The sequence below is a fragment of the Microbacterium sp. Leaf159 genome, from assembly GCF_001423615.1.
GTDB lineage: Bacteria > Actinomycetota > Actinomycetes > Actinomycetales > Microbacteriaceae > Microbacterium.
Window position 1 is genome coordinate 47815 of the sequence record NZ_LMOU01000002.1, and the last position, 23310, is coordinate 71124.

General features: G+C 68.3%; 26 protein-coding genes and 1 tRNA gene. 11 read left to right on the plus strand and 16 right to left on the minus strand.

Translation table 11 applies throughout. The annotated features are described in order from the left end of the window. Nucleotides 1-95 precede the first annotated feature (95 nt). Complete coding sequence (locus ASF80_RS13815) at nt 96-1328, plus strand: MFS transporter (RefSeq protein ID WP_056312215.1); 1233 nt, start codon at nt 96-98, stop codon at nt 1326-1328. Beyond that, the gene (locus tag ASF80_RS13820; RefSeq protein ID WP_162239138.1) at nt 1325-1879 is read left to right on the plus strand and encodes an NUDIX hydrolase; all 555 of its coding nucleotides are present in this window, start codon (nt 1325-1327) and stop codon (nt 1877-1879) included. Before ASF80_RS13815 ends, ASF80_RS13820 begins: the two co-directional genes overlap by 4 nt. Before the next feature lie 28 nt (nt 1880-1907). Here the strand turns inward: ASF80_RS13820 and ASF80_RS13825 are convergent, their stop codons facing one another. Genes ASF80_RS13825 through ASF80_RS13855 form a run of 7 tightly spaced genes read right to left on the minus strand, consistent with a single transcriptional unit; the run spans nt 1908 to nt 6353 of the window. Further along, nucleotides 1908-2312: a hypothetical protein gene (locus ASF80_RS13825; RefSeq protein WP_056313572.1), complete on the minus strand. Its 405-nt coding sequence runs from the start codon at nt 2310-2312 to the stop codon at nt 1908-1910. Continuing rightward, entirely contained in the window at nt 2309-2740 is a 432-nt protein-coding gene (locus ASF80_RS13830) for a TadE family protein (protein ID WP_235560005.1), read from the minus strand. Before ASF80_RS13830 ends, ASF80_RS13825 begins: the two co-directional genes overlap by 4 nt. Continuing rightward, the gene (locus ASF80_RS13835) at nt 2733-3143 is read right to left on the minus strand and encodes a TadE/TadG family type IV pilus assembly protein (RefSeq protein ID WP_056312219.1); all 411 of its coding nucleotides are present in this window, start codon (nt 3141-3143) and stop codon (nt 2733-2735) included. Before ASF80_RS13835 ends, ASF80_RS13830 begins: the two co-directional genes overlap by 8 nt. Before the next feature lie 15 nt (nt 3144-3158). Continuing rightward, nucleotides 3159-3356 (minus strand): hypothetical protein, encoded by a 198-nt coding sequence (locus ASF80_RS13840; protein WP_056312220.1) that lies wholly within the window; start codon nt 3354-3356, stop codon nt 3159-3161. Between the two features lie 20 nt (nt 3357-3376). Beyond that, the gene (locus ASF80_RS13845; protein WP_056312222.1) at nt 3377-4315 is read right to left on the minus strand and encodes a type II secretion system F family protein; all 939 of its coding nucleotides are present in this window, start codon (nt 4313-4315) and stop codon (nt 3377-3379) included. Continuing rightward, nucleotides 4312-5169 (minus strand): type II secretion system F family protein, encoded by an 858-nt coding sequence (locus tag ASF80_RS13850; RefSeq protein WP_056312224.1) that lies wholly within the window; start codon nt 5167-5169, stop codon nt 4312-4314. The genes ASF80_RS13845 and ASF80_RS13850 overlap by 4 nt, the downstream gene beginning before the upstream one ends. Then, a complete protein-coding gene (locus ASF80_RS13855) occupies nt 5166-6353 on the minus strand; it encodes a CpaF family protein (RefSeq protein WP_056312225.1) in 1188 nt (395 codons plus the stop codon). Before ASF80_RS13855 ends, ASF80_RS13850 begins: the two co-directional genes overlap by 4 nt. Before the next feature lie 120 nt (nt 6354-6473). Here ASF80_RS13855 and ASF80_RS13860 point away from each other — a divergent pair. Next, nucleotides 6474-6555 (plus strand) — tRNA-Leu (locus tag ASF80_RS13860). Between the two features lie 66 nt (nt 6556-6621). Further along, on the plus strand, nt 6622-7392 hold the full coding sequence (locus ASF80_RS13865; RefSeq protein ID WP_056312227.1) for a DedA family protein: 771 nt from the start codon (nt 6622-6624) through the stop codon (nt 7390-7392). Nucleotides 7393-7425: 33 nt separating this feature from the next. Here the strand turns inward: ASF80_RS13865 and ASF80_RS13870 are convergent, their stop codons facing one another. After that, complete coding sequence (locus ASF80_RS13870; RefSeq protein WP_056312229.1) at nt 7426-8280, minus strand: Ku protein; 855 nt, start codon at nt 8278-8280, stop codon at nt 7426-7428. A 58-nt stretch (nt 8281-8338) separates the two neighbouring features. On the opposite strand from ASF80_RS13870, the gene ligD reads away from it, so the two are divergent. Beyond that, nucleotides 8339-10321, plus strand: a complete 1983-nt coding sequence (gene ligD / locus ASF80_RS13875) for a non-homologous end-joining DNA ligase (protein WP_056312231.1) — start codon at nt 8339-8341, stop codon at nt 10319-10321. A gap of 4 nt (nt 10322-10325) precedes the next feature. Here ligD and ASF80_RS13880 read toward each other — a convergent pair whose 3' ends face one another. The 5 genes from ASF80_RS13880 to murI all read right to left on the minus strand — a co-directional run bounded on the left by ASF80_RS13880 (nt 10326) and on the right by murI (nt 14177). After that, entirely contained in the window at nt 10326-11246 is a 921-nt protein-coding gene (locus ASF80_RS13880) for a cation diffusion facilitator family transporter (protein ID WP_056312233.1), read from the minus strand. Between the two features lie 83 nt (nt 11247-11329). Next, nucleotides 11330-11905, minus strand: coding sequence for a dihydrofolate reductase family protein (locus ASF80_RS13885; RefSeq protein WP_056313573.1), 576 nt, complete (start codon nt 11903-11905; stop codon nt 11330-11332). A gap of 61 nt (nt 11906-11966) precedes the next feature. Further along, complete coding sequence (gene rdgB, locus ASF80_RS13890; RefSeq protein ID WP_056312235.1) at nt 11967-12560, minus strand: RdgB/HAM1 family non-canonical purine NTP pyrophosphatase; 594 nt, start codon at nt 12558-12560, stop codon at nt 11967-11969. Then, on the minus strand, nt 12560-13294 hold the full coding sequence (gene rph / locus ASF80_RS13895; protein ID WP_056312237.1) for a ribonuclease PH: 735 nt from the start codon (nt 13292-13294) through the stop codon (nt 12560-12562). Before rph ends, rdgB begins: the two co-directional genes overlap by 1 nt. 49 nt (nt 13295-13343) lie before the next feature. Beyond that, nucleotides 13344-14177, minus strand: a complete 834-nt coding sequence (gene murI / locus ASF80_RS13900; protein WP_056312239.1) for a glutamate racemase — start codon at nt 14175-14177, stop codon at nt 13344-13346. A gap of 75 nt (nt 14178-14252) precedes the next feature. Between murI and ASF80_RS13905 the strand changes: the two genes are divergently transcribed. Further along, entirely contained in the window at nt 14253-15578 is a 1326-nt protein-coding gene (locus ASF80_RS13905; RefSeq protein WP_056312241.1) for a nicotinate phosphoribosyltransferase, read from the plus strand. 22 nt (nt 15579-15600) lie between these two features. On the opposite strand, the gene ASF80_RS13910 is transcribed toward ASF80_RS13905, so the two are convergent. From ASF80_RS13910 to ASF80_RS13920, 3 genes are read right to left on the minus strand one after another with little or no spacing between them, the layout of a single operon-like run. Further along, nucleotides 15601-15867, minus strand: coding sequence for a DUF3039 domain-containing protein (locus tag ASF80_RS13910; RefSeq protein ID WP_046013003.1), 267 nt, complete (start codon nt 15865-15867; stop codon nt 15601-15603). Between the two features lie 40 nt (nt 15868-15907). Continuing rightward, a complete protein-coding gene (locus ASF80_RS13915) occupies nt 15908-17473 on the minus strand; it encodes a hypothetical protein (RefSeq protein WP_056312243.1) in 1566 nt (521 codons plus the stop codon). Beyond that, nucleotides 17449-18720, minus strand: coding sequence for an ABC transporter ATP-binding protein (locus ASF80_RS13920; RefSeq protein ID WP_082488393.1), 1272 nt, complete (start codon nt 18718-18720; stop codon nt 17449-17451). The genes ASF80_RS13915 and ASF80_RS13920 overlap by 25 nt, the downstream gene beginning before the upstream one ends. Nucleotides 18721-18760: 40 nt before the next feature. Between ASF80_RS13920 and ASF80_RS13925 the strand changes: the two genes are divergently transcribed. The 5 genes from ASF80_RS13925 (at nt 18761) to ASF80_RS13945 (ending at nt 23230) form a co-directional block, all read left to right on the plus strand. Further along, a complete protein-coding gene (locus ASF80_RS13925; protein ID WP_056312245.1) occupies nt 18761-19240 on the plus strand; it encodes a hypothetical protein in 480 nt (159 codons plus the stop codon). A gap of 280 nt (nt 19241-19520) precedes the next feature. Next, nucleotides 19521-20213: an NTP transferase domain-containing protein gene (locus ASF80_RS13930; RefSeq protein WP_056312247.1), complete on the plus strand. Its 693-nt coding sequence runs from the start codon at nt 19521-19523 to the stop codon at nt 20211-20213. Between the two features lie 80 nt (nt 20214-20293). Continuing rightward, nucleotides 20294-21295, plus strand: coding sequence for a hypothetical protein (locus ASF80_RS13935; RefSeq protein ID WP_235560006.1), 1002 nt, complete (start codon nt 20294-20296; stop codon nt 21293-21295). Nucleotides 21296-21398: 103 nt separating this feature from the next. Then, nucleotides 21399-22988 (plus strand): acyl-CoA carboxylase subunit beta, encoded by a 1590-nt coding sequence (locus ASF80_RS13940; protein WP_396653427.1) that lies wholly within the window; start codon nt 21399-21401, stop codon nt 22986-22988. Next, nucleotides 22985-23230 (plus strand): acyl-CoA carboxylase subunit epsilon, encoded by a 246-nt coding sequence (locus ASF80_RS13945; RefSeq protein WP_056312250.1) that lies wholly within the window; start codon nt 22985-22987, stop codon nt 23228-23230. Before ASF80_RS13940 ends, ASF80_RS13945 begins: the two co-directional genes overlap by 4 nt. Nucleotides 23231-23310 lie beyond the last annotated feature (80 nt).

A 23310-nucleotide genomic window follows, 5' to 3' on the forward strand; every position in this document is an offset into this window, starting at 1 on the left:
CTAACGTGCCGCCTGTGCGGGCGGGGACGGGTTCGAACGGGAGTAGCGTGAAACGAGTGAGCAGCGCATCCACGGTCCTGAGACGATTCGGGCCGATGGTGTACCTCCCCACCGTCCTGTTCTCGCTCGGTGAGGGAGCGGTCATCCCTCTGATCCCCGTGATCGCGGCGCGCATGGGGGCCGATGTGGCGTTCGCCGCACTCGTCGCCTCCGCGCTGGTCGTGGGTCAGCTCTGTGGAAACCTGCCTGCAGGCTGGGCCGTGTCGCGCATCGGCGAGCGGTTCACCATGGTCATTGCGGGAGTGATCGCGATCGGCGCGGGTGTCGGAATGGTCTTCGCTCCGTCGCTGGGCGTGCTCGCGGCATCCGTCTTCCTCCTCGGCTTCTGCGCCGCTGCCTTCGGTCTCGCCCGTCACGCCTTCATGACGACGAGGGTGCCGATCGCGTTCCGCGCCCGCGCGCTCTCGCTGCTGGGCGGCAGCTTCCGTCTCGGGATCTTCATCGGCCCGTTCGTCGCCGCGGGCCTCCTGCAACTGTTCGGTTCCGAGACCGCGGCGATCTGGTTCTTCCTCGGCTGCCTCGTCGTCATGGTGCTGCTGGTGCTGTTCGGTCCGGATCCCGAGAAGACGATCCCGCCCACCACCCCGGTGCGCACCGCTCCCCTGTCTGAGGACTCGGGCGAGCCGGTCACCGGTTCGATCCCGACCGTCGGTCGCACGGGCATCTTCCGCACGATGTGGCAGCAGCGCACCGTGCTCGGTCGTCTCGGCCTCGCCGCCGCGTCACTCTCGGCAGTGCGTTCGGCGCGTCAGGTCGTGCTCCCGCTGTGGGGCCTCTCGCTCGGCCTCGACGCGTCGACCATCGCCCTCGTCGTCGGAATCTCGGGGGCGATCGACTTCGCCCTGTTCTACGCGAGCGGTCAGGTGATGGACCGCTTCGGCCGGCTCTGGGCGGCGATGCCGGCGATGGTCCTCATGGGCGCCGGTTTCCTCGCGATGTCGTTCACCCACGACCTCGATGCCGCGGTGCTGTGGTTCGGCATGTTCGCCGCGGTGCTCGGCGTGGGCAACGGCCTGTCGAGCGGCATCCTGCTGACTCTGGGTGCCGACGTCGCTCCGAAGACCGAACCCGCCGCGTTCCTCGGCTCATGGCGCACGTTGACGGATGCCGGTGGGGCCATCGCTCCCCTGATGGTGTCGGGGATCATCGCGATCGCCTCGCTGCCGATAGCGGCCGCGGCCATGGGCGTGATCGGCCTGGTCGGCGCCGGAGGCTTCATCCGCTGGATCCCCCGGTTCGTACCACGCACGAAGGAGGAACCCTCGTGAGCGCCGATCTCGCCGCAGATGTGCGTCGTCTGGTCCTCGGGGCCGCGGCGACTTCCGACCTGGAGCGGGCGGCGCAGGCCGACTTCGCGACGTTCTTCCCCGACGAGCATGGCCCCGTGTCTCGCGACGACGGCCCCGACCACGCCACGGCGTCAGCACTCGTGTTCGATCCGACGCTCACCCGCACGCTTCTCGTGTTCCATGCCAAGGGGCAGTTCTGGGTCCAGCCCGGCGGGCATCTCGAGTCAGGCGATGCGTCGATCGCGGATGCCGCGCTGCGCGAGCTGCGGGAGGAAACGGGTGTCGTCGTGTCGGGTCTCCCCGAGTCTCTCGTGTACGACCTCGATCATCACGGGCTCTCGTCTGCGTTCGGCCGGTGTTCCTCGCATCTCGACATCGGGGTCGCCGTCGTCGTCCCGGAAGGCGCGGCGCTGATCGTGAGCGACGAGTCGGAGGACGTGCGGTGGTGGCCGATCGATGCTCTCCCCGATCAGGTTCCGCCGGGCTTCGACGGACGCGTACGGAGATTGCGCGACCGGCTTCTCGTCTGACGGGTGTCGGGATCCGCGGGGCCGGGCATCATCTCAGCGCCGTGCGACTCGTGCCCGTCGCCTCGAGCCGCACGCCGTCGGGGACGAACAGCGACAGCAGCGGCGGATTCCACTCGGTGGCGACCGTCACCCGCGCCGAGCGTCCGTCGGACGCGGTGGCTGACAGCAGATTCGCGTCGCCCGGCCACTCGGCGACCAGCGCGATCGCCTGCTCTCTGACGCCCTGATCGGTGAGGTCGGCGCGCACCGTCGTCCCGTCGACGACCAGCGTGAACCCGTCAGCCCCGGCGAGCGCTGCCGCGTCGGCGAGTGCATCGAGCCGTTTCTGGGAGATGTACAGGTCTGTCGCGCACACGCTCACGAAGATGAGCGCGAGAGCGAGCAGTGCGTATCCCAGGGTGAGGAGCAGCACGCTCCCGTCGTCGTCTCTCACCCCGTGCCCCACAGCCGGGACACCTTCTGCACCGCGGTCCCCTCGACGGAGACGGATGCCGCCTCATCCAGCCCGAAGATCGCCGGTATCAACGGCAACGAGACCTTCGCTGCGACCACAACCGTGATGGTCGCTCCCGCGGACGGGCATACCGCGACCTCGGGAGTGCAGGTCACGGACACCTCGGCGGCGTCGGGGTCGATGCCGTACTGCTCGGAGACGCTGGCGAGCACGCGTTCTCCACTCAGCTCTGCGTTCTCCGCGTCCGGTGCGAGGGCGACGGCCCGAGCCGTGTGTCGGGCCGCAGCCTCCGCCCCGAGCGTCTGCTCCTGGATCGCGCCGAGCGCGATGATCAGGTAGACGAGCGGCACGAGCAGCACCACTCCGACGGCGATGAACTCGAGAGCCGCCGAGCCGTCGTCATCCATCGCCGAACGACTCCTCCGGAGCATGGGCCTCCACCTCCATCGCGAAGGGGATCCCGAGCAACCCGATCACGGGCAGCGTGGTCCGCACGCGCACGTCGATCGTCGACTGCCCGAGCGACGTCGAGCGCCCGACTGTCACATCCTCGGCATAGGCCTCTCCGACAGCTCGGACGATCTGCGCACGCGCACGCTCTGCGCCGTCTTCGAGGCTGGTGTCGGCGAGTGCGGCGTAATACGCCCCCTCGACGGCGGAATCGTGCACGACGTTGCGGACGTACACGGCGAGCGCGAGCTGCATCACGGCGAGGGTCAGCAGGGTGAGCAGGGTCCCCACCATCACGAACTCGACAGGGCTCGAACCGCGTTCGTCTAGGAGTCGATCACGGGTCGTCAGGTCGAACATGGAGGCACTCGCCCGTCAGATGCCCGACACGCGCTGGATCGCCTGCTCGAACAGGGTGCTCAGCGCCGGGCCCGCGACCGCCCAGATCAGCACGACGAGTCCGGCGGTCATGAGTGTGACGAGCACCCATCCGGGCACGTCTCCGCGCTCGTCGTCGAGGAACTCGCGCGCGAAGGCCGCCCTGCCTCCCTGGCTGTGTCGAAGAGTGTTCATATCGTCCTTTCGTGGAGAGCTCAGCCGATGCCGAGTCGCAGGATGAAGAGGCCCGGATAGATGGCGAAGAGCACGGAGAGCGGGAGTATCAGGAACACGAGCGGAAGGAGCATCAGGATCTCCTTGCGGCCGGCCTGTTCGATCAGCACGCGCTTGGCGTCCTCACGCGCGTCTCCGGCCTGTGCGTGGAGGACGGCCGACAGCGGCGCGCCGTGTTCGAGAGCGGCGACGACCTGATCGATCGCGCGCGCCAGCCCTGGCAGCTGCAGACGGCCCGCCATCTCACCGAGCGCGTCGGCGAGAGATGACCCCGTTCCGACGGCCAGCACCACCCTGCGGAACTCCGCGGTGAGCTCTCCCGATCCGACCGCCGCGACGCGGCGCAGGGAATCGAGGAAGCCCTCCCCCGCGGACAGGCAGAGGGCGAGGAACTCGAGTGTCGTCGGCAGCTCATCGGTGAGCCGCGCGCGGCGTGATCGCACACGCGCGGTGAGGTGCATGTCGTAGCCGACCCCGGCACCGCTGCCGAGCAGTACGGGGATAAGAGCGATCGGAGGGCTCATACGTCCCGAGATCGCGAGCACGATGAGAGCCAGAGCGCCGGCCATGATCCCGCCGATGACCCAGCCGAGCTGTCGTCCACGGAACGTCGCCTGATCGATGGAGAGACCCGCCTGCGCGATCCTCCCCCGCAGCGCCCCACCCCCTCCGACCAGCCTTTCGAAGACCGCCGACGACCGGGTCCAGAGGGTTCGGCCCCCGGCAGGAAGTACCCCTGCCTGCGGCAGGACGATCTCCGGTAGCCGCTCGTCGGCGACGGCGTCTCGCACGTAGGGGGCTATGCGCAGCGTCAGCGACGCCGCCGACCAGCGCGGGAGCGTCGCGAGGATGCACAGCAGGCCCGCAGACAGCGCCCCACCGCCGAGCACTGCGACGGCGAGCGCGGACAGGACGCTCACCCGAACCACCGCCCCGGCTCCGGAAGACGCCCGATCCGGATCATGATGCGGTAGGCAATGACGGACACCGCTGCGCCCAGACAGATCACCAGTACCCCCTCGGGCGTGCCATAGGCCGCAGCGCCTTCGGGCCTCAGCACCAGGAGGCCGAGGATGACCCACGGCGCGACGGAACCGAGGACGGCCGCACCGCGGATCCACGACTGGCGCGCCTCGACCTCACCTCGGAGGGCGGCATCCGCGCGTACCGACGACGACAGCGCCCGCAGGACGCCGACGAGCTCGGTGCCACCGACCTGCCTCGCCATACGGAGGGTCTCGATGATGCGATCGGCGATCGGATCGGCGAGCGAAAGCTTCAGTCGATCGAGGCTGGTCTCGAATCGCCCCGTGGCCCTCAGATCGCGAGCGAACACGATGAAAGCCGGCCTCATCATCGTGGGCGAGGACTCGGCCAGACTCGCCACCGCATCCGGCAGCGACAGCCCCACGCGGATGGATGCGATGAGAAGGTCGCAGACGTCGGGCCAGAGTTGGCGACGTTGCTTGCGCAGTCGCAGGCGACGAGACCGCAGGAACACGACCGGCGCCGTCGCCGCGGTCGCACCGGCCAGCGTCGCGAGGGTGGGAATCGCGGTGACGAGCCAGACGACGGATGCGGCGGCGAGCGCGACCAGCACCACTATGGCCAGAAGTGCGCGGGGGCGGATGCTGCCGAACCCCGCTTCTTCGAGCATGCGGACCGCGACTCCGCGCCGCCCGGCCTTCTCCTGCGGAGGGTGCGGAGGCCAGAGCCACGGCGCCGCGCACAGCAGCAGTCCCGCCGCGAGCACGGCACCGAGCAGAGCCGTCATCCTTCGCCCCCGACGCGTCGGAGATCGCCGCGCCGCCCCGCGTTCATATCCGTACCGTGCGGGTACACCGATCGGGTGATGAGTCGGCCGTCACGGACCTCGCCCGTCGGCGCTATGACCTCGCTCACTCGTCTGACACCGTCGCTGCCACGCACGCAGTGCACCACCAGATCGACCGCGGCGGCGAGCGCCGGTGCGATGAAGGAGCGGTCGATGTTCCTGCCTGCCAGCAGCGGCAGGAGCGTCAGCCTGTCGAGAGCCTCGGACGCGGAGTTGGCGTGCACCGTGGCTGCACCCGGCACACCGGTGTTGAGTGCGAGGACGAGGTCGAGTGCCTCTGCATCCCTGACCTCGCCCACCACGAGGCGATCGGGACGCATTCTCAGCGCCTCCTTCACCAGCCGGCGCAGGGTGATCTCGCCTGTTCCCTCGAGACTCGCCTGGCGTCCCTGCAACGAGACGACGTCGGGGCCGTCGACGGCGAGCTCGAACGTCTCCTCGACCGTGATGATGCGCTGCTGATCCGCGCAGGATGCGAGGAGAGCGCCGAGGAACGTGGTCTTGCCCGCATGGGTTGCACCCGACACGACGATGCTCTTGCCCTCTCTCATCGCCTGACGCAGGATGACCGCTAGGTCGGCGGGGAGCGCCCCGTGTGCGACGAGGGCATCGAGCGATCGGTAGCGCGGCAGGAACTTGCGGATGTTCACCGACCAGGACCCCCGCACCACATCCGCGATCGCCACGTGCAGTCGCGAGCCATCCGGCAATGACGCGTCGACGAAGGGTTGGCTGATGTCGACCCGGCGACCGGTCGACTGCAGCATCCGCTCGACGAGGTCCCGCAGCTGCGCGTCGCTCAGCCGCAGAGCGAGCCGCTGTGAGACTCCTCCGCGCGCCACATGGATGCTCTCGGGGCCGTTGAGCCAGATCTCCTCGATCTCGGCATCGTCGAGCAGCGGCTGCAGCACGCCGAATCCGCTCACGGCGGCAAGGACATCGCGCACGCATGCGGCCTCGTCATCGATCGGAGTCTCACCCCGGGCGAGCGCGACATCGTTGAACCGCCGCACCTCGGCGAGAGCGACGACGCGCGCGATCTCCGCATCGAGCGACGGGTCCGTACCCTCGGCGCGGAGGCGCTGACGGACACGCTCGACGACCAGGACGGAGGGGTGGATCACCCGAGCATCCTCGCAAGGATCCCGCTCCCGCCGCCGGAGTTATCCACAGCACGGTCCTCTCGCCTGCGGGCGGATCCTCAGCTACGCACGATCCCCCGATCAGTAGACTGATTTCACCGCGCGGGAGTGGTGGAATTGGCAGACACGCAGGATTTAGGTTCCTGTGCTCTAGGGCGTGTGGGTTCAAGTCCCACCTTCCGCACCGATCAGTCGCATGCCGTGCGGCCGACGACTTGACCGCCGCACAGCGCACTACGACGGGAAATCCATGCATCACGCCGCTCTCATCCCCTGGCTCGACCCCGCCACCATCATCGGTTCGGCCGGCCCCTGGGCGCTGCTCGTGGTGTGCTTCATCGTCTTCGCCGAGACCGGCCTGCTGGTCGGCTTCCTGCTGCCGGGCGACACGCTGCTCGTGATCTCGGGTCTGCTGTCGCACCCGATCGCCGGCTCCGAGCACGGCGTCTTCGGCCTGAACGTCTGGATCGTCGCTCTGCTGATCGGATTGTCCGCCTTCGTCGGTGGTGAAGTCGGATATCTGATCGGCCACAAGGGTGGGCCTGCGGTCTTCGAACGCAAGGAATCGGGCCTCTTCAGCAAGAAGAACGTCGAGCGCACCAACGCGTTCTTCGAGCGCTTCGGGGGCATCACCGTCATCCTCGCCCGCTTCGTGCCGATCGTCCGCACATTCGCGCCGGTCGCTGCCGGCGTCGGCCACATGCCGTGGCGCCGCTACACGCTCTACAACCTCATCGGCGCCATCCTCTGGGGCTTCGGCCTCACGATGTTCGGCTACGCGATCGGCTTCATCCCGCCGATCGCCCAGTTCGTCGAGAGCTACATCGATCTGATCCTGCTCGCGGCCGTCGGCGGCACCGCGCTGATCACGCTCTGGCACTACCTGTCCGAGCGCCACAAGGCCAAGAAGGAAGCCGCGGCAGGCGAGGGCGAGACCGACGCGACCGAGGCGGAAGAGCTCGCACTCGACCCCGAGGTCTTCGACCGTGCTCCCGACCTCGACGGAGACGGCAAGCACTGACCTCGAACGAGCGAAACAGGGCGGGCTGAGTTCTCAGCCCGCCTTCTTCTTGCTCGGGGTCTTCTTGGTGCTCGCCTTGGTGTCGGCTGACTCCGAACGCGCGGCCTTGGTGCGCGCGACACTGGCGCGCAGCGCCTCCATCAGGTCGATGACCTCACCGCTCTTGGCATCGCCCTCGGCCTCGCCGAAGGTCTCCGACACGTCGAACGTGTCACCCGCCTCGATCTTGGCGTCGATCAGGGTGCGCAGCTCCTTCTGGTACTCGTCGACGAACGACTCGGGGTCGAAGTCGGCCGAATAGCTGTCGACAAGGGATGCCGAGAGCTCGAGCTCCTTCTTCGAGATCCGGACATCCTCATCCAACGCCGGGAACTCCGCCTCTCGCACCTCATCCGCCCACAGCAGCGTCTGCAGCACCAGCACCTTGCCGCGCACGCGGAGTGCCGCGAGGCGGGTCTTCTGCCGCAGAGTGAACCGCACGATCGCCGTGCGGTCGGTCTGCTCGAGCGTCTTGCGCAGCAGAACGTAGGCCTTGGGCGACTTCGAGTCGGGCTCGAGGTAGTACGGCTTGTCGAGAGTGAGCAGATCGACCTGATCCGACGGCACGAACTCGACCACGTCGATCTCGCGGCTCTTCTCGGCGGGCAGCGCTGCCAGGTCGTCCTTCGTGAGCACGACCGTCTGGCCCTCGTCGACGTACGCGCGATCGATGTCGGCATACGCCACCGTCTCGCCGCACACCTCGCAGGTGCGCTGATAGCGGATGCGACCGCCGTCTTTCTCGTGCACCTGATGCAGCGGCACGTCGTGGTCCTCCGTCGCGGAGTACACCTTGACAGGCACATTCACGAGGCCGAAGGTCAGCGCGCCCTTCCAGATCGTTCTCATGCCCCCAGTGAACACCAGGCGCCCCGGTCGCGGCCAGTACCTTGACTACGCTGGCGCTATGGCTCCGGAGGCGCAGAACGTGCAGATCGACGGCCGCCGCCTGCGCATCACCAACCTCGACAAGGTCGTCTACCCCGAGACCGGCACGACCAAGGGCGAGATCATCGCCTATTACACGGCGATCGCGCCCCACATCCTCCCCCTCCTCGAGGGTCGCCCGGTCACCCGCAAGCGCTGGGTCGAGGGGGTCGGAACGGCTGAGCATCCGGCCGATTCCTTCTTCACGAAACAGCTCGAGCCCGGAGCGCCCAGCTGGATCCCGCGGCACGAGATCCGTCACTCCGACGGCCCGAAGGAGTATCCGCTCGTCGACGATGTGCCGACCCTCGTCTGGCTCGCCCAGGTCGCCGCGATCGAGCTGCACGTGCCACAGTGGCGCTTCGCATCGGACGGCCTGCCGGGCAACCCCGACCGCCTCGTGCTCGACCTCGATCCCGGCCCCGGCGTCGGTCTCGCCCAGTGCGCCGAGGTCGCGCGGATCGCCCGCGGTCTGCTCACCGACATCGGCCTCGACCCCGTTCCCGTCACCAGCGGCAGCAAGGGCATCCACCTGTATGCCGCTCTTCCCGGTCAGCAGACCAGCGACGAGATCTCGGCGGTCGTGAAGGAGATCGCTCGCCTCATCGAGACCGAGCACCCCGATCTCGCCACCAGCACGATGGCGAAGGCCGCCCGCGGCGGCAAGGTCTTTCTCGACTGGAGCCAGAACAACGGCAAGAAGACGACCATCTCGCCGTACTCGATGCGCGGCCGGGCACAGCCCTGGGTGGCCGCGCCCCGCACCTGGGATGAACTCGACGACCCCGACCTGGCGCAACTCGACTTCGCGACGGTGCTGGAGCGCGCGGAATCAGGGATCGATCCGATCGCACCACTGCGCACCGAACACGCACCGCACGTGCAGACGACGAGCCCCGCAGCATCCGATGAGGACGCCGCCTCCGCACAGCCCGCCGCACCAGCGCGACACCGCCCGCGGATCTCCGGCGCGGCGAGTGCCCCGGCATCCTCGGCCCCGGCATCCGTGTCTCCGATGCTCGCCGAGAACGGCACCCCGGCGATCGCCCGCGGGCTCAGCTCGCCCTCCTGGGTCGAGGTGAAGTGGGACGGCATCCGTGCGATCGGCACCTGGGCGGACGGGCGGATGCTGCTGCATGCCCGCAGCGGCACGGACATCACCGCCCGCTACCCCGAGCTCACCGCGGACGGCGCCCCCTTCCTGCCGGTCGCCGACGCGATCGTCGACGGGGAGATCGTCGCGTTCGACTCGCACAGCAGGCCGAGCTTCTCGCTGCTGCAGAATCGCATGCACCTCACACGGCCCCGCGAGATCGAACGCGAGGTCGTGCGCACCCCGATCGTCTACATGGTCTTCGACCTGCTGCGCCTCGACGGGCACGACCTCAGCTCGATGCCGCTGTCGCAGCGACGCACTCTGCTCGAAGAGGTGGTCTCGGACCTGGAGGCCCCGGTCCAGGTGCCGCCCGTGTTCGACGACGTGGACGCCGCGCTGGCCGCGAGCGACGAGTTCGGTCTCGAGGGCGTGGTCGTGAAGGACCCCGCATCCCGCTATCGCGCGGGGCAGCGCTCCCCCGCCTGGCTCAAACTCAAGCTCACCCGGATGCAGGAGGTCGTGATCGTCGGCATCCGTCCGGGCAAGGGCGACCGCGAGGGCACGTTCGGTTCACTGCTGCTCGCGGTACCGGACTCCGGACGGCTGCGATACGTGGGACGCGTCGGCACCGGCTTCACCGACCGGATGCTCCGCGATCTGCTCGCACGCCTCGCGCCGCTGCGCGTCGAATCGGCGCCTCTGGGCGGGGTGCCCGCTCTCGACGCCTCTGACGCACTGTGGGTGGAGCCGGAGCTGGTCGGCGAGGTGGAGTTCGCGAACTGGACCCCCGACGGCGTCCTCCGCCACTCCCGCTGGCGGGGCCTACGACCCGACAAATCTCCCGATGAGGTCGTCGTCGAGAGCTGACCCGTCACGCGTGATGCGGTTCGCAGTCCGACTGCTCGGCCGGTTCGATCTGGAAGGTCGAATGCTCCACGTCGAAGTGATGCGCGAGACACGACTGCAGGTCGCTCAGCAGCTTCGCGGATCGCCCGTCGGCGAGGAGCGCCGGTTCGACGCTGACGTGCGCGCTGAAGACCGGAGCACCGCGGGTCAGCTGCCACACGTGCACATCGTGCACTCCGACGACCCCGTCGTAGTCGAGCAGGTGCTGGCGGATGTCGCTGACCGCCGTGCCCTCAGGAGCCGACTCGGAGAGCACCGAGAACACTTCGCGCAACAGCGCGATCGCGCGCGGGATGATCAGCACGGCGATCATGATCGACGCGAGTGCGTCTGCCGGCATCCACCCCGTCGTCACGATCACGATCGCGGCGATGATCACCATCGCCGAGCCGATCAGGTCGCCCATCACCTCGAGGTATGCGCCGCGGACGTTGATGCTGGTGCGCTGCGCACGACTCAGCAGCCACATCGAGATCGCATTGGCGACGAGGCCCACGATCGCGACGATGAGCATCAGGCCTCCGGCGACCTCGGTCTCGCCCGGGTCGATCAGCCGACCGACGGCCTCGATCCCGACCCACCCGGCGAGCAGGATCAGGATGATCGCGTTGATCAGCGCCCCGAACACCTCGGCGCGCTGATACCCGAAAGTGCGGCGGTCATCGGCCGGTCGCGCGGCGACGGCTGCGGCGATCAGCGCGATCACGAGCGCCGATGCGTCGGTGAACATATGAGCTGCATCCGCCAGCAGCGCGAGCGAACCGGTGAGGATCGCGCCCACGACCTGCACGACCATGATGGTCGCGGTCAGGCTCAGCGAGATCGCCAGGAGACGGCGATGACTCGCAGAGCGGATGCCGCCGGCGGCGGGCGCGTGATCGTGCATGCCTCCAGGCTAGACCGGCGATCGTGCCGTTCGGCGGGTCTGCGCGCAGTCGGGAATGGTGATGATTCTCAGTAACCGCGCCTTCAGCGCCGTCGGGTGTACTCGAGCACGACGCAGCCGTTGTCGAACGAGCGCACCTGATCGAGGCCGAACTGGACCGGTGCGAAGGGATGGCTTGTCATCGGGATGCCGGATCCGGCGATCACGGGATACTTCTTGACGATCAGCCTGTCGATCTCATCGAGGAGCACGCCCGCGAGCACGGCACCGCCGGCCAGGTAGATGCCGAGACCGGGCTCCGCCTTGAGCTCGCGCACCCGCGCGACGGGATCCGTGCGGACGATCTCGACGTTCGGATCGTCCGGATCGGCCTGCGTGATGCTGAAGACGATCGTACGCAGCTGCGAGTAGGGATCGGTGATGCCGGCCTGCAGTGCTGGTTCGTAGGTGCGACGGCCCATCAGCACGGTGTCGAATCGGGTGAGCGGCTCGTCGACGCCTCCGCGGTCGGCGCGCACGAACGCTGGTTGGATGTCGGCGAGCTCGGTTCCCATCATCTCGGCGAACGCCGGGGTCACTGGATAGAAGTCGACCTCGTCCGCGGGTCCCGCGATGAACCCGTCGAGGGTCACGCCGATGTAGTAGGTGAGTTCTCGCATGTCGACCACAGTAACCACTACGCATGAAGTACGTCAAGCGTAGTGGTTACATCTCGGTCGGTCAGAGATCGGCGAGCAACGGCACCAGTTCAGCGAACGCACGGGCACGGTGCGACTGCGCCTGCTTCTCGTCGGCGGTGAAGTCCCCCACGGTACGCTCGGCACCCTCCGGCTGGCCGTCCGGGATGAAGATCGGGTCGTAGCCGAACCCGCCCCCGCCGGATGCCTCGGGGGCCAGGCGGCCCGGCCAGTTCCCGACGACCACATGCTCGGCACCGCCGGGCGTCACCAGCGCGATCGTCGAGTTGAAGTGGGCGGCGCGGTGTGGATCCGCGATGTCACGGAGCTGGTCGAGCAGCAGCTCGAGGTTGGCCGCAGCATCCTTCTTCTGCCCCGCCCAGTAGGCGGAGAACACCCCGGGCGACCCGCCGAGCACGTCGACGCAGATCCCGGAGTCGTCGGCGAGGGCTGCGAGCCCCGTATGCAGCGATGCAGCACGCGCCTTGATGAGCGCATTCTCGGCGAAGGTCACGCCGTCCTCGACCGGCTCCGGGCCGTCGTATCCGACGACCTCGAGATCGGGACGCGTGGACGCGACGATCTGCTGGAACTCCGCGACCTTGTGCGGGTTGTGCGTGGCGAGGACGACCTTCATCAGCCCGCGAGCGCCTTCAGCTGCTGGTCCTTCAGGTCGGCGCAGCCTGCGACGCCGAGTTCGAGAAGCGCATCGAGCTCTCGCTTGTCGAAAGGCGCGCCCTCGGCGGTGCCCTGCACCTCGACGAACAGACCACGACCGGTCACGACGATGTTCATGTCGGTCTCGGCGCGGACATCCTCGACATATGCGAGATCGAGCATGGGCTCGCCGTCGATGATCCCGACCGAGACGGCGGCGACGGAGTCGAGCAGCGGGGTCGAGTTCTTACCGATGAACTTCTTCTCGCGGCCCCATTCGATCGCATCGGCCAGAGCCACGTAGGCACCGGTGATCGCGGCGGTGCGCGTGCCTCCGTCGGCCTGCAGCACGTCGCAGTCGATCACGATCGTGTTCTCGCCGAGGGCCTTGGTGTCGACGACAGCGCGCAGCGCGCGGCCGATCAGGCGCGAGATCTCGTGCGTGCGGCCGCCGATGCGCCCCTTCACGCTCTCGCGGTCGTTGCGGCTGTTGGTCGCACGGGGAAGCATCGAGTACTCGGCGGTCACCCATCCCTTGCCCTTGCCGGTGAGCCACCGGGGCACGCCGTTCGTGAACGATGCGGTGCACAGCACCTTGGTGCCGCCGAAGCTGATCAGAGCCGATCCCTCGGCGTGGCTGCTCCAGCCTCGCTCGATCGTGATCTCACGGAGCTGGTCGGTGGAGCGGCCGTCTGCGCGGACGATGCTGGTCATGGGATTCCTTCGGTGGGGGTGGAAGAAGCGGATGGATGCTGCGGAGGAGTCAGAGCCCTGCGGCCGACTCCGGAAGCGTGATGACGCCGGTCTGCACGAGCTGCACGTCGCGCACCTCCCGGCCCATCAGACGGTTGGCGAGCGCGGTGAACTCGGTGGTCGAATCGCCCGTCGCCTCGTAGACATACGACGCAGTGGCATCGGGCGATGCGAGAAGGTCGCCGCGCACCAGCTGGCGGTAGACGTCGCCCGCGGTCTCGTCGTCGCTGGAGACGAGCGTGACGCCCTCCCCCATCACATAGCTGATCGCGCCACGGAGGAACGGGTAGTGCGTGCATCCGAGCACCAGGGTGTCGACCTCTGCGTCACGCAGCGGCGCGAGGTACTCCTCGGCGGTCGCGAGGACCTCGGGCGTGCCGGTGATCCCTCCCTCGACGAACTCGACGAACCGCGGGCACGCGGCGGTGAAGACCTCGAGACGCTCGTTGACCTCGAGCATGTCCTGGTAGGCGCGCGAGCCGATCGTCCCGACGGTGCCGATGACGCCCACGCGCCCGTTGCGCGTGGTCGACACTGCGCGGCGCACGGCGGGGCCGATGACCTCGACGACCGGGACGTCATAGCGCTCGCGCGCATCGCGCAGCATCGCAGCGGATGCCGTGTTGCAGGCGATCACGAGCATCTTGACGCCCTGATCGACCAGCGTGTCGAGCACCTCGAGGCTGTAGCGACGCACATCGGCGATCGGCTTAGGGCCATACGGCGAGTGCGCGGTGTCGCCGATGTAGACGAACGATTCCCGGGGCAGCTGGGCTCTGATGGCTCTGGCCACCGTGAGTCCGCCGACACCGGAGTCGAAGATTCCGATCGGGGCGTCGTTCATGACTCACCAGCCTACCCGCGCGCACGCCGCGTCATGCTCAGCAACCCGGGCGGATGTCGTCACTAAGCTGAGCGCATGACGACGTCCACGGCGCTTCTGACCGATCGTTACGAACTGACCATGCTCGCCGCAGCGCTGCGAGACGGAACGGCCTCACGGCCGAGCGTGTTCGAGCTCTTCTCGCGGCGGCTGTCCGGCGGACGCCGCTTCGGCGTCGTCGCCGGCACGGGCCGTCTGCTCTCCCTGCTGCGCGAGTTCCGCTTCGGTGACGACGAGCTGCGCTTCCTGCGCGACAACGACGTGGTGGATGCCGACTCGCTGACCTATCTCGAGAACTACCGCTTCACGGGCTCCATCCGCGGCTACCGCGAGGGCGAGCTGTACTTCCCCGGCTCCCCCATCCTGACCGTCGAGGGATCCTTCGCCGATGCGGTCGTGCTCGAGACCCTCGCGCTCAGCGTCCTGAACCACGACTCGGCCGTCGCCACTGCCGCTTCACGCATGAGCATCGCCGCGGGCGAGCGGCCGCTCGCCGAGATGGGATCGCGCCGAGCAGCCGAGCAGTCCGCCGTCGCTGCAGCCCGCGCCGCGTACATCGCCGGTTTCCGTGCGACGAGCAACCTCGAGGCCGGCCGTCGATGGGGCATCCCGACCATGGGAACGGCCGCGCACTCGTGGACGCTTCTTCACGAGACCGAGGAGGAGGCCTTCCGCTCGCAGATCGACAGCCTCGGAACCGGCACCACACTGCTGGTCGACACCTATGACATCCGCACGGGTGTCGAGACGGCCGTCCGCGTGGCCGGCACCGGCCTCGGTGGAGTGCGCATCGACTCCGGTGACCTGCCGATCGTCGCGGCAGAGGTGCGGGCCCAGCTCGACGAGCTCGGCGCGACGGGCACGCGGATCACGGTCACGAGCGACCTCGACGAGTACGCCATCGCGGCGCTCGCGGCGTCGCCGGTCGACGCATACGGCGTCGGCACCTCGGTCGTCACCGGCTCCGGATACCCCACCGCGAGCATGGTCTACAAGCTCGTCGCACGGCAGGACCCGACGGGAGCGTGGATCGGCGTGGCGAAGGCCTCGACCGACAAGGCGTCGCACGGCGGCCGCAAGGCGGCGTTCCGCACGCTCGTCGACGGCGTGGCCGCATCCGAGACCGTCGTGGTCTCGGACGGCTTCGAGCAGTTGGACACCCCCGCGGAGCACCCGGAGGGTCGCGCGCTGCAGACCACGTTCGTCGAGGCCGGAGAGATCGACACCGCTTTCGAAGGGCCGGAGGGCACGGCATCCGCTCGGGCGCATCACCTGCGCGTGCGCGAAGAGCTTCCGGTCAGAGCCCTCGCCCTGAGCAAGTCGGACCCTGCCATCCCGACGGTGTTCGTCGACGCGAGCTGATGCGCCGCTGAACCTGCGCGGTTCAGCTGATCATCGACTCGTAGATCTCCTTGCACGTGGGGCAGATCGGGAACTTCTCCGGGTCGCGACCCGGTGTCCACTTCTTGCCGCACAGTGCACGCACCGGCTTGCCGGTGATTGCGGACTCGAGGATCTTGTCCTTCTTCACGTAATGCGAGAAGCGCTCGTGGTCGCCCGGTTCGAGATTCTCCTCCCGGAGGAGCTCTTCCAGTTCGCGATCAAGCGTTGCCACGCCGCCCTGATCGGGGCTGTCCAGCGGAGTACTCATGCCGAGAGTCTAGCCGTGCACAGCCCACGGTGGGCGGCTGTCACGCGGTCTCGACGAACTCCATCAGACGCTCGCCCCCGCGCTCGAAGATCCGACCACCGACGCTCACGCCGACGGCGAGCATGACCAGCCCCGTGGCGATCCCGGCCCAGAACGTCGCCGGGGCGAACTGCGAGCCCTCGAGCATCGTGAGCACCAGCAGCCAGATGGTCGGGATGCTCACCACGATGGCACCGAGGAACGCGGCGGCCGGGCCATAGGCGCCGCGCGAGGTCGGACGCTGGGGCTGCTGGAACGGGCTGTCTCCCGGACGGGACACCGCGTAGGGCGCGATCACCGACACGATGCTCGAGAACCCGAGCGCCGAGAGCAGCAGACTGGCCCCGAGTCCCGTGAGCGGGAGCAGCAGACGCCAGTCATCGATCCACAGCAGCGTCAGCGGCACAGAGATCGCCAGCACGGGCACGGAGACGAGCACGACGGGAACCAGTCGTCCCAGGCGATCGGGGATGCCGCGCACGCCGCTCGCGACGTGGGTCCACAGCGCCGTCGAATCGTAGGCGACGTCGTTGTGCGGGAGCCAGCCGAAGAACAGCGCCATCACCGGGACCGGGACGAGTGCCGCGATCTCGAGCGGCACCCCTGCGACGAGCAGCGGGAGCACAGTGAGCACGCCCGCGACGGGGACCACGATCAGGTTCATGATGTACCGACGATCGCGCAGCCAGTAGACGAGGCTCCGCGACGCGATCGCGCCGAAGGCGTTCGACGGGAGCAGACCGAACCAGCCGAGCCCGGATCTCTCGCGCGACGTGACGGGCCGCTCCGTGGTGGTCAACAGTCGACGCACGAGCCACGTCCACAGCGCCCAGAGGACCGCAGCGGTCGCGAACGCTACGACACCGCTGATCCATGCGCCGGTGTTGTCGTCCGTCGCGAAGGAGAAGAGGAAGCGCGAGGATGCCGCGAAGGGGGTGACTCCGACCGCTGCCGCGAGAGTGCCGACCGCAGCGGGCACCTCGCCGTCCCACTTCAGGGACGCCAGGAAGACGGCCACGGGGAAAGCGATGACGATCAGAGCGAGCGCGAAGAGCGCGGTGAGCTCCCGCGATCGGCGTTCGGGCAGGACGAGCGCGTTGATCGCCATTCCGATCCGCGCCGCCAGGATCGTCGACACGAGGCTGACGAAGCTCATCAGCACAGCGAGGAGCCACGGAGCGCCCAGCCTGATCGCGACGATGCAGACGCTGATGTTCACTGCGAGCAGTGCCAGACTCGGGACGCTGATGAACGAGGCGAGGGCGAGGATCCACGGCATCTGCCGCTCGTCGACTCCGAACACGGCGAACCGCCGGGGATCGAGCTGATCGACGGCGCCCACGAGGATCGGGCCGACCAGGAATCCCAGCAGCAGTGCGGCGCTGCCGAGCACGATGACCGTGCGTGCGACGGCGACCGGCGCGTCGTCGAGGCTCAGGACCGCGGCGCAGACCACGACCGTGAGCACGACGATCACGGCGAGCATGACAAGCGTGCGCACCCGACGTTCGCCGCGGAGCGACCCGATCAGGAGCGCCGCCCTCAGTCGGAGAACGTGTGCAGCCACTCGAGACCCTCCACCTCGCTGATACCACCGGAGAGCTCGACGAATCGCGCCTCGAGCGTCTGTCCTGCGCGGACGTCGTCGATCGTGCCCTCGGCGAGGACCTCTCCCCCGACGATGATCGCGACCCGCGAGCAGACCCGCGCGACGAGATCCATGCCGTGACTGGAGAGGATGACGGTTCCCCCATGGTCGACATATGCGCGCAGGATGTCGAGGATGACCGCGGATGACACGGGATCGACCGCTTCGAAGGGCTCATCGAGCACCAGGACGCGCGGCGAGTGGATCATCGCTCCCGCGAGCATGATCTTCTTCGTCATACCGGCCGAGTAGTCGGAGACGACGCGGTTCAGCGCCTCGCCGAGGTCGAAAGCGCGAGCGAGGTCGCCGACGCGCTTCTCGATGACGTTCGAGGCGAGGCCTCGCAGCAGACCGTAGTAGTAGAGGAGCTGCCGACCGGTGAGGCGATCGAACGTGCGCAGCCGATCGGGCAGCACACCCATCATCCGCTTCGCCGCGAGCGGCTTGGCCGCCTGGTCGATGCCGCAGATCACGACGTTCCCCTCGTCGGCGCGCAGAAGCCCCGCGACGATCGAGAGCGTCGTCGTCTTGCCTGCTCCGTTGGGCCCGACGATTCCGTAGAACGACCCGGCGGGCACGGTCAGATCGATGCCGTTGACCGCCGTGTGGTCGCCGAAGGTCTTCACCAGGCCGCGGATCCGGATCGCTTCGGAGGCGGATGCCGCCTCGACGCCGCTGACGGCCTCTTCCGTCGCATCCGCGTCGGAGACGGCGTCGTCGACCTCGATCACGGAACTCTCGTCTGCGGGCTCGCCGGCTGCGGCGTCTTCGTCGACCTCGACGACGTCGGATGTCGCGCCGTCGACCGGAGCGGCGTCAACCGTCGGGGACTCGATCGACGGCGTGTCGACGTCGTCGATGCGGGGCTCCTCGGTCACGGGAGACGCGTCGTCCGCGGCTTCCGTCACAGGCACCGCGGCATCAGGGAAAGCCACGATCGCCTGTGCGGCCTTCGCCTCAGCCGCAGCCTTCGCCTCAGCCTCAGCCTTCGCCTCAGCCTTCGCCTGCCCGGCGGCCTCAGCCTCTGCGGCCTTCGCGTGTGCCGCCGCCTCCGCCGCCGCCGCCTGAGCTTCGGCAGCCTTCGCCGCCTCAGCTTCTGCCTCTGCGGCCTTCGCCGCCGCGGCCTTCGCCGCTGCCGTCTTCGCGGCGGCGGTCTTCGCGGCCACCGTCCTGGCCGAAGCCGTCCTCGCGGCAGACGTACGAGCGGTGGACTTCGCCGCAGCGCTCTTCTCGGCCGCGGCCTTGGCGGCCGTCGTCTTCGAAGCCGTCGTCTTGGCTGCCGTCGTCTTGGCGGCCGTCGTCTTCGCGGCCGTGCTCTTCGCGGCGGCAGCCGTCGAGGGTGCCGCCTTCGCCGTCGTGCTCTTCGCCGCACTCGACTTCGCCGCCGTCGATCGCGCTGCGGTGGTCTTCGCGGTCGTACCTCGAGCGCTCGTCTGGCGTGCCGAGTTCTTCGCGGCGGCCGCACGTGCCGCGGCGGACGTGGTCTTCTTCGGCGCGGCGGAACGCGACGCCGCAGCATCGACGCTCCGGTCGATCTTCAGCGCGGGCTCCGCCACCACCTCGATCGTCGCGGCAGCCTTGTCTGCGGCTGACTTCGCGGGCGTGCGCGTGCTGGTCGCCTTCTTGACGGGCGTCTTCCGAGCCGGCGTCTTCTTGGCGGTCGAGGGCGCGGCATCGGCCACCTGATCGGTGCGGTCGTCGGGGGAAGCAGTCACCGTCCTACGGTATCAACGGGCGCCCACTTTCTTAGGGTCGCCGCAACAATTGGCCCCGGAATCACAGATCGGACCGCGTATGGCCCCGATCTGGACGAATCTGAGTGTTGGGTGTGTACTGGATCACGAATTGGCAACAGGGGCGACAACCCCCGGGGGTTCCCAGGCTTGATCGCTAGCATGACTCTCGGCACGACGAAGTGTCTGGTCGGTGAACCGACCGTGAACACATACTTCCTTTAGGAGCACTCGTGACTCTTCAGACCGTCATCCTCGCAGCAGGAATGGGCTCACGCCTGGGCCGCGCGCTGCCGAAGCCGCTCACCGAGCTCAGCGACGGACGCACGATCATGCGTCAGCAGCACGACAACATCCGCGCGGCCTTCGGCACCGATGCCCGCATCACCTCCGTCGTCGGCTACCGCGCCGAGACCATCATCGAGGCCTTCCCGAACGTCAACTACGTGCACAACGAGCGCTACGACGAGACGAACACGTCGAAGAGCCTGCTGCGCGCGCTGGGCGCGACCGGCAAGTCCGGCGTGCTCTGGATGAACGGCGACGTCGTCTTCGACCCGATGATCCTGGGGCGCGCCGCGGCCTACATCGAGCGCGACCAGTCGTTCGTCACGGTCAACACCTCGAAGGTCAGCGACGAAGAGGTGAAGTACACGGTCACGGCCGAGGGCTTCATCAACGAGCTCTCCAAGACCGTCAAGGGCGGACTCGGCGAGGCCGTGGGCATCAACTACATCTCGTCCGCGAACAAGAAGGCGTTCATGCGCCAGCTGCAGCGCGTCGAGGACCAGGACTACTTCGAGCGCGGGCTCGAGCTCGCGATCGCCGAGGACGGTCTCCTGCTCGAACCGATGGACGTCTCCGACCTGTACGCGGTCGAGGTCGACTTCGCCGAAGACCTCGAGCGGGCGAACCTGTTCGTCTGATCTCGTTTCACGAAAGCCCGGCCCCGTCAAGGGTGCCGGGCTTTCGGCGTTTTCGCGGGCTGTGTTCCTAGGATCGATCCATGGCCCCCAAGGTGCACAAGATCCACTCCCTCCCCGACGACTCCCCGTGGGACAGGGGCGTGCCGCCGGTGGGCTCGACCGAGCATCCGTTCATGGTGCGGGGCCTGGATCGCGTCCTCGCGATCCAACGCCCGCTCGTGCTCGCGCACATCCGCAGCATCCGTCTGCGCAACCCCCACGCGTCGCCCGAGCAGATCATCCGCATCCTCGAACGCCGCTATCTGGCCGCAGTGACCACGGGCGGCGCCGCCGTCGGCGCGACGGCCGTCGTCCCCGGGATCGGCACGGGCATCACCCTCGCGCTCTCCGGCGTCGAGACCGTCGGATTCGTCGAGTCGACCGCTCTGTTCGCGCAATCCGTCGCCGAGGTGCACGGCATCGCCGTCTCGAACCCCGACAGGGCCAGAGCTCTCGTGATGACCCTGATGCTCGGCAAGGAGGGCGTCGCCCTCGTCGGCCAGCTCGCCGGGGAAGCCACGGGCAAGGGTGGCAGCAGATCGACGTACTGGGGCGAGATGGTGACGAAGTCGCTGCCCCGCGCGGCGGTCGGGCCGCTGGTCGACCAGCTCAAGAGCATGTTCGTGAAGCAGTTCGCCGCCAAGGGGGGCGCCTCCTTCATCGGAAAGGCGCTGCCGTTCGGTGTCGGCGCCGCGGTGGGTGGGGCCGGCAACCACGTCCTCGGACGCCGCGTGCTCACGACCTCGCACCGAGCATTCGGTGCCGCGCCGATGGATCTGCCGCTCGACCTCGAACCCGTCGACGGTGCCGAGAAGCTCGAGCTGCGGATGCTGCACGGCGCGCAGTTCGTCGGCGGGGCGGTCGCGGGAGCGGCCGGTTCCGCGGTGCGCGGTGTCGGCTGGGCGGGTCGGAGGATCGCGTCGGTGGGACGGGGCCGCCGGAGCAGCTCGGCCGAGATCGAAGGCGGCGTGGACGAGCGGTCGGGAACCCACGACCTGTCGGGCGAGCTCGGCGCGGACGCGAATCCCGCTCGGAGCGACTGACTCCGCGCGGACCGCCGGACCCGAGAGAGCCGCCAAAGGATCCGGCGACCCGTTGTGGCGAGCATCCAACGGACGGGGCCGAGCCGACGATAGGGTGGAATCCGTGACGGACAAGCCCGAACTCTCGACCACCGCCGGCAGGATCGCAGACCTCCGCGCTCGCTACAACGAAGCCGTTGTCGACGCTGAGAAGGTCGCGCACGACAAGCAGCACGCCAAGGGCAAGATGACCGCCCGCGAGCGCATCGAGCTGCTCGTCGACCCAGGAAGCTTCGTCGAGTTCGACGAATACGTGCGCCACCGCACCACGGCGTTCGGGATGGACAAGAACCGCCCGTACGGAGACTCGGTCGTCACGGGTGTCGGCACGATCCACGGACGAACGGTCGCGGTCTACTCGCAGGACTTCACCACGTTCGGCGGCTCGCTCGGCGAAGTATCCGGCGACAAGATCATCAAGATCATGGAGTTCGCCCTCTCGGGCGGCATGCCGATCATCGGCATCCTCGACTCTGGCGGCGCACGGATCCAGGAAGGTGTTCTCGCGCTCAGCAAGTACGGCGAGATCTTCCGCCTGAACACCCGCTCGTCCGGTGTCATCCCGCAGATCTCCATCATCATGGGCCCGGCCGCCGGTGGCGCCGTCTACGGCCCCGCCCTCACGGACTTCGTCATCATGGTCGACAAGACCAGCCAGATGTTCGTCACCGGCCCGGACGTCATCAAGACGGTCACCGGCGAGGACGTCGGCATGGAGGAGCTCGGAGGAGCCCTCACACACAACACCCGCTCCGGCGTCGCGCACTACCTCGCTGAAGACGAGGACGACGCGATCGACTATGCGCGCACGCTTCTGGGGTTCCTGCCCGACAACAACATGGCCGAGATCCCGGGCTACGAGAGCGGCTTCGAGTGGGAGACCACGGATGCCGATCGCACGCTGAACACGATCATCCCGGACTCCCCCAATCAGCCGTACGACATCCACACGGTCATCGAGCACGTCGTCGACGCCGGAGACTTCATCGAGGTCCAGCCGCTCTTCGCCCCGAACATCGTGATCGGCTTCGGCCGCGTCGAAGGCCGCTCGGTCGGCATCATCGCGAACCAGCCGTCGCAGATGGCAGGAACGCTCAACATCGAGGCCGGCGAGAAGGCCAGCCGGTTCGTGCGCTTCTGCGATGCGTTCTCGATCCCGATCGTCACGCTCGTCGACGTGCCCGGTTACCTGCCGGGCACCGACCAGGAGTGGACCGGTGTCATCCGCCGCGGCGCGAAGCTCATCTACGCGTATGCCGAGGCGACGGTGCCACTGGTCACCGTGATCCTCCGCAAGGCCTACGGCGGCGCCTACATCGTCATGGGCTCGAAGCAGCTCGGCGCCGATGTGAACCTCGCCTGGCCCACAGCCGAGATCGCCGTCATGGGCGGCCAGGGTGCGGTCAACATCCTCTACCGCGGCGAGATCAAGCGCGCCGAAGAGGCGGGCGAAGACGTCGCCGCCGTGCGCACCCGCCTCGCGAACGAGTACACGTACAGCGTGACGTCACCGTTCCTGGCGGCGGAGCGCGGCGAGATCGACGGCATCATCGAACCGGCGAACACCCGCGTCTCCATCGCCAAGGCTCTCCGCGCCCTGCGTGGCAAGCGGGCCGAGCTGCCGCCCAAGAAGCACGGGAACATTCCGCTGTGAGCGCGCCGGACGCACCGGGATCGTCCGCGGAGGCAGAGCGTCCGCCGACGATCGAGATCACGCGCGGCTCCGCCACGGAAGAGGAGCTCGCCGCACTCATCGCGGTGGTCAGCGACGCGTACGCGCAGGAATCGGCTGATGCTGTCGCCGACGAGCCGCGCGTCTCGGCGTGGACTCGCACGCAGCGCCCGCTGCGCACACCGCTTCGGCGGGACATCCCGTGGGGCCGCTTCTCGCGCTGAGCGCCTGCCGCAGATCGGGTGAGCGACGAGGTCTGCGAGGCCCGGAGCCCCCCAGCTCCCGGGCCACGCAGACAGTCTCC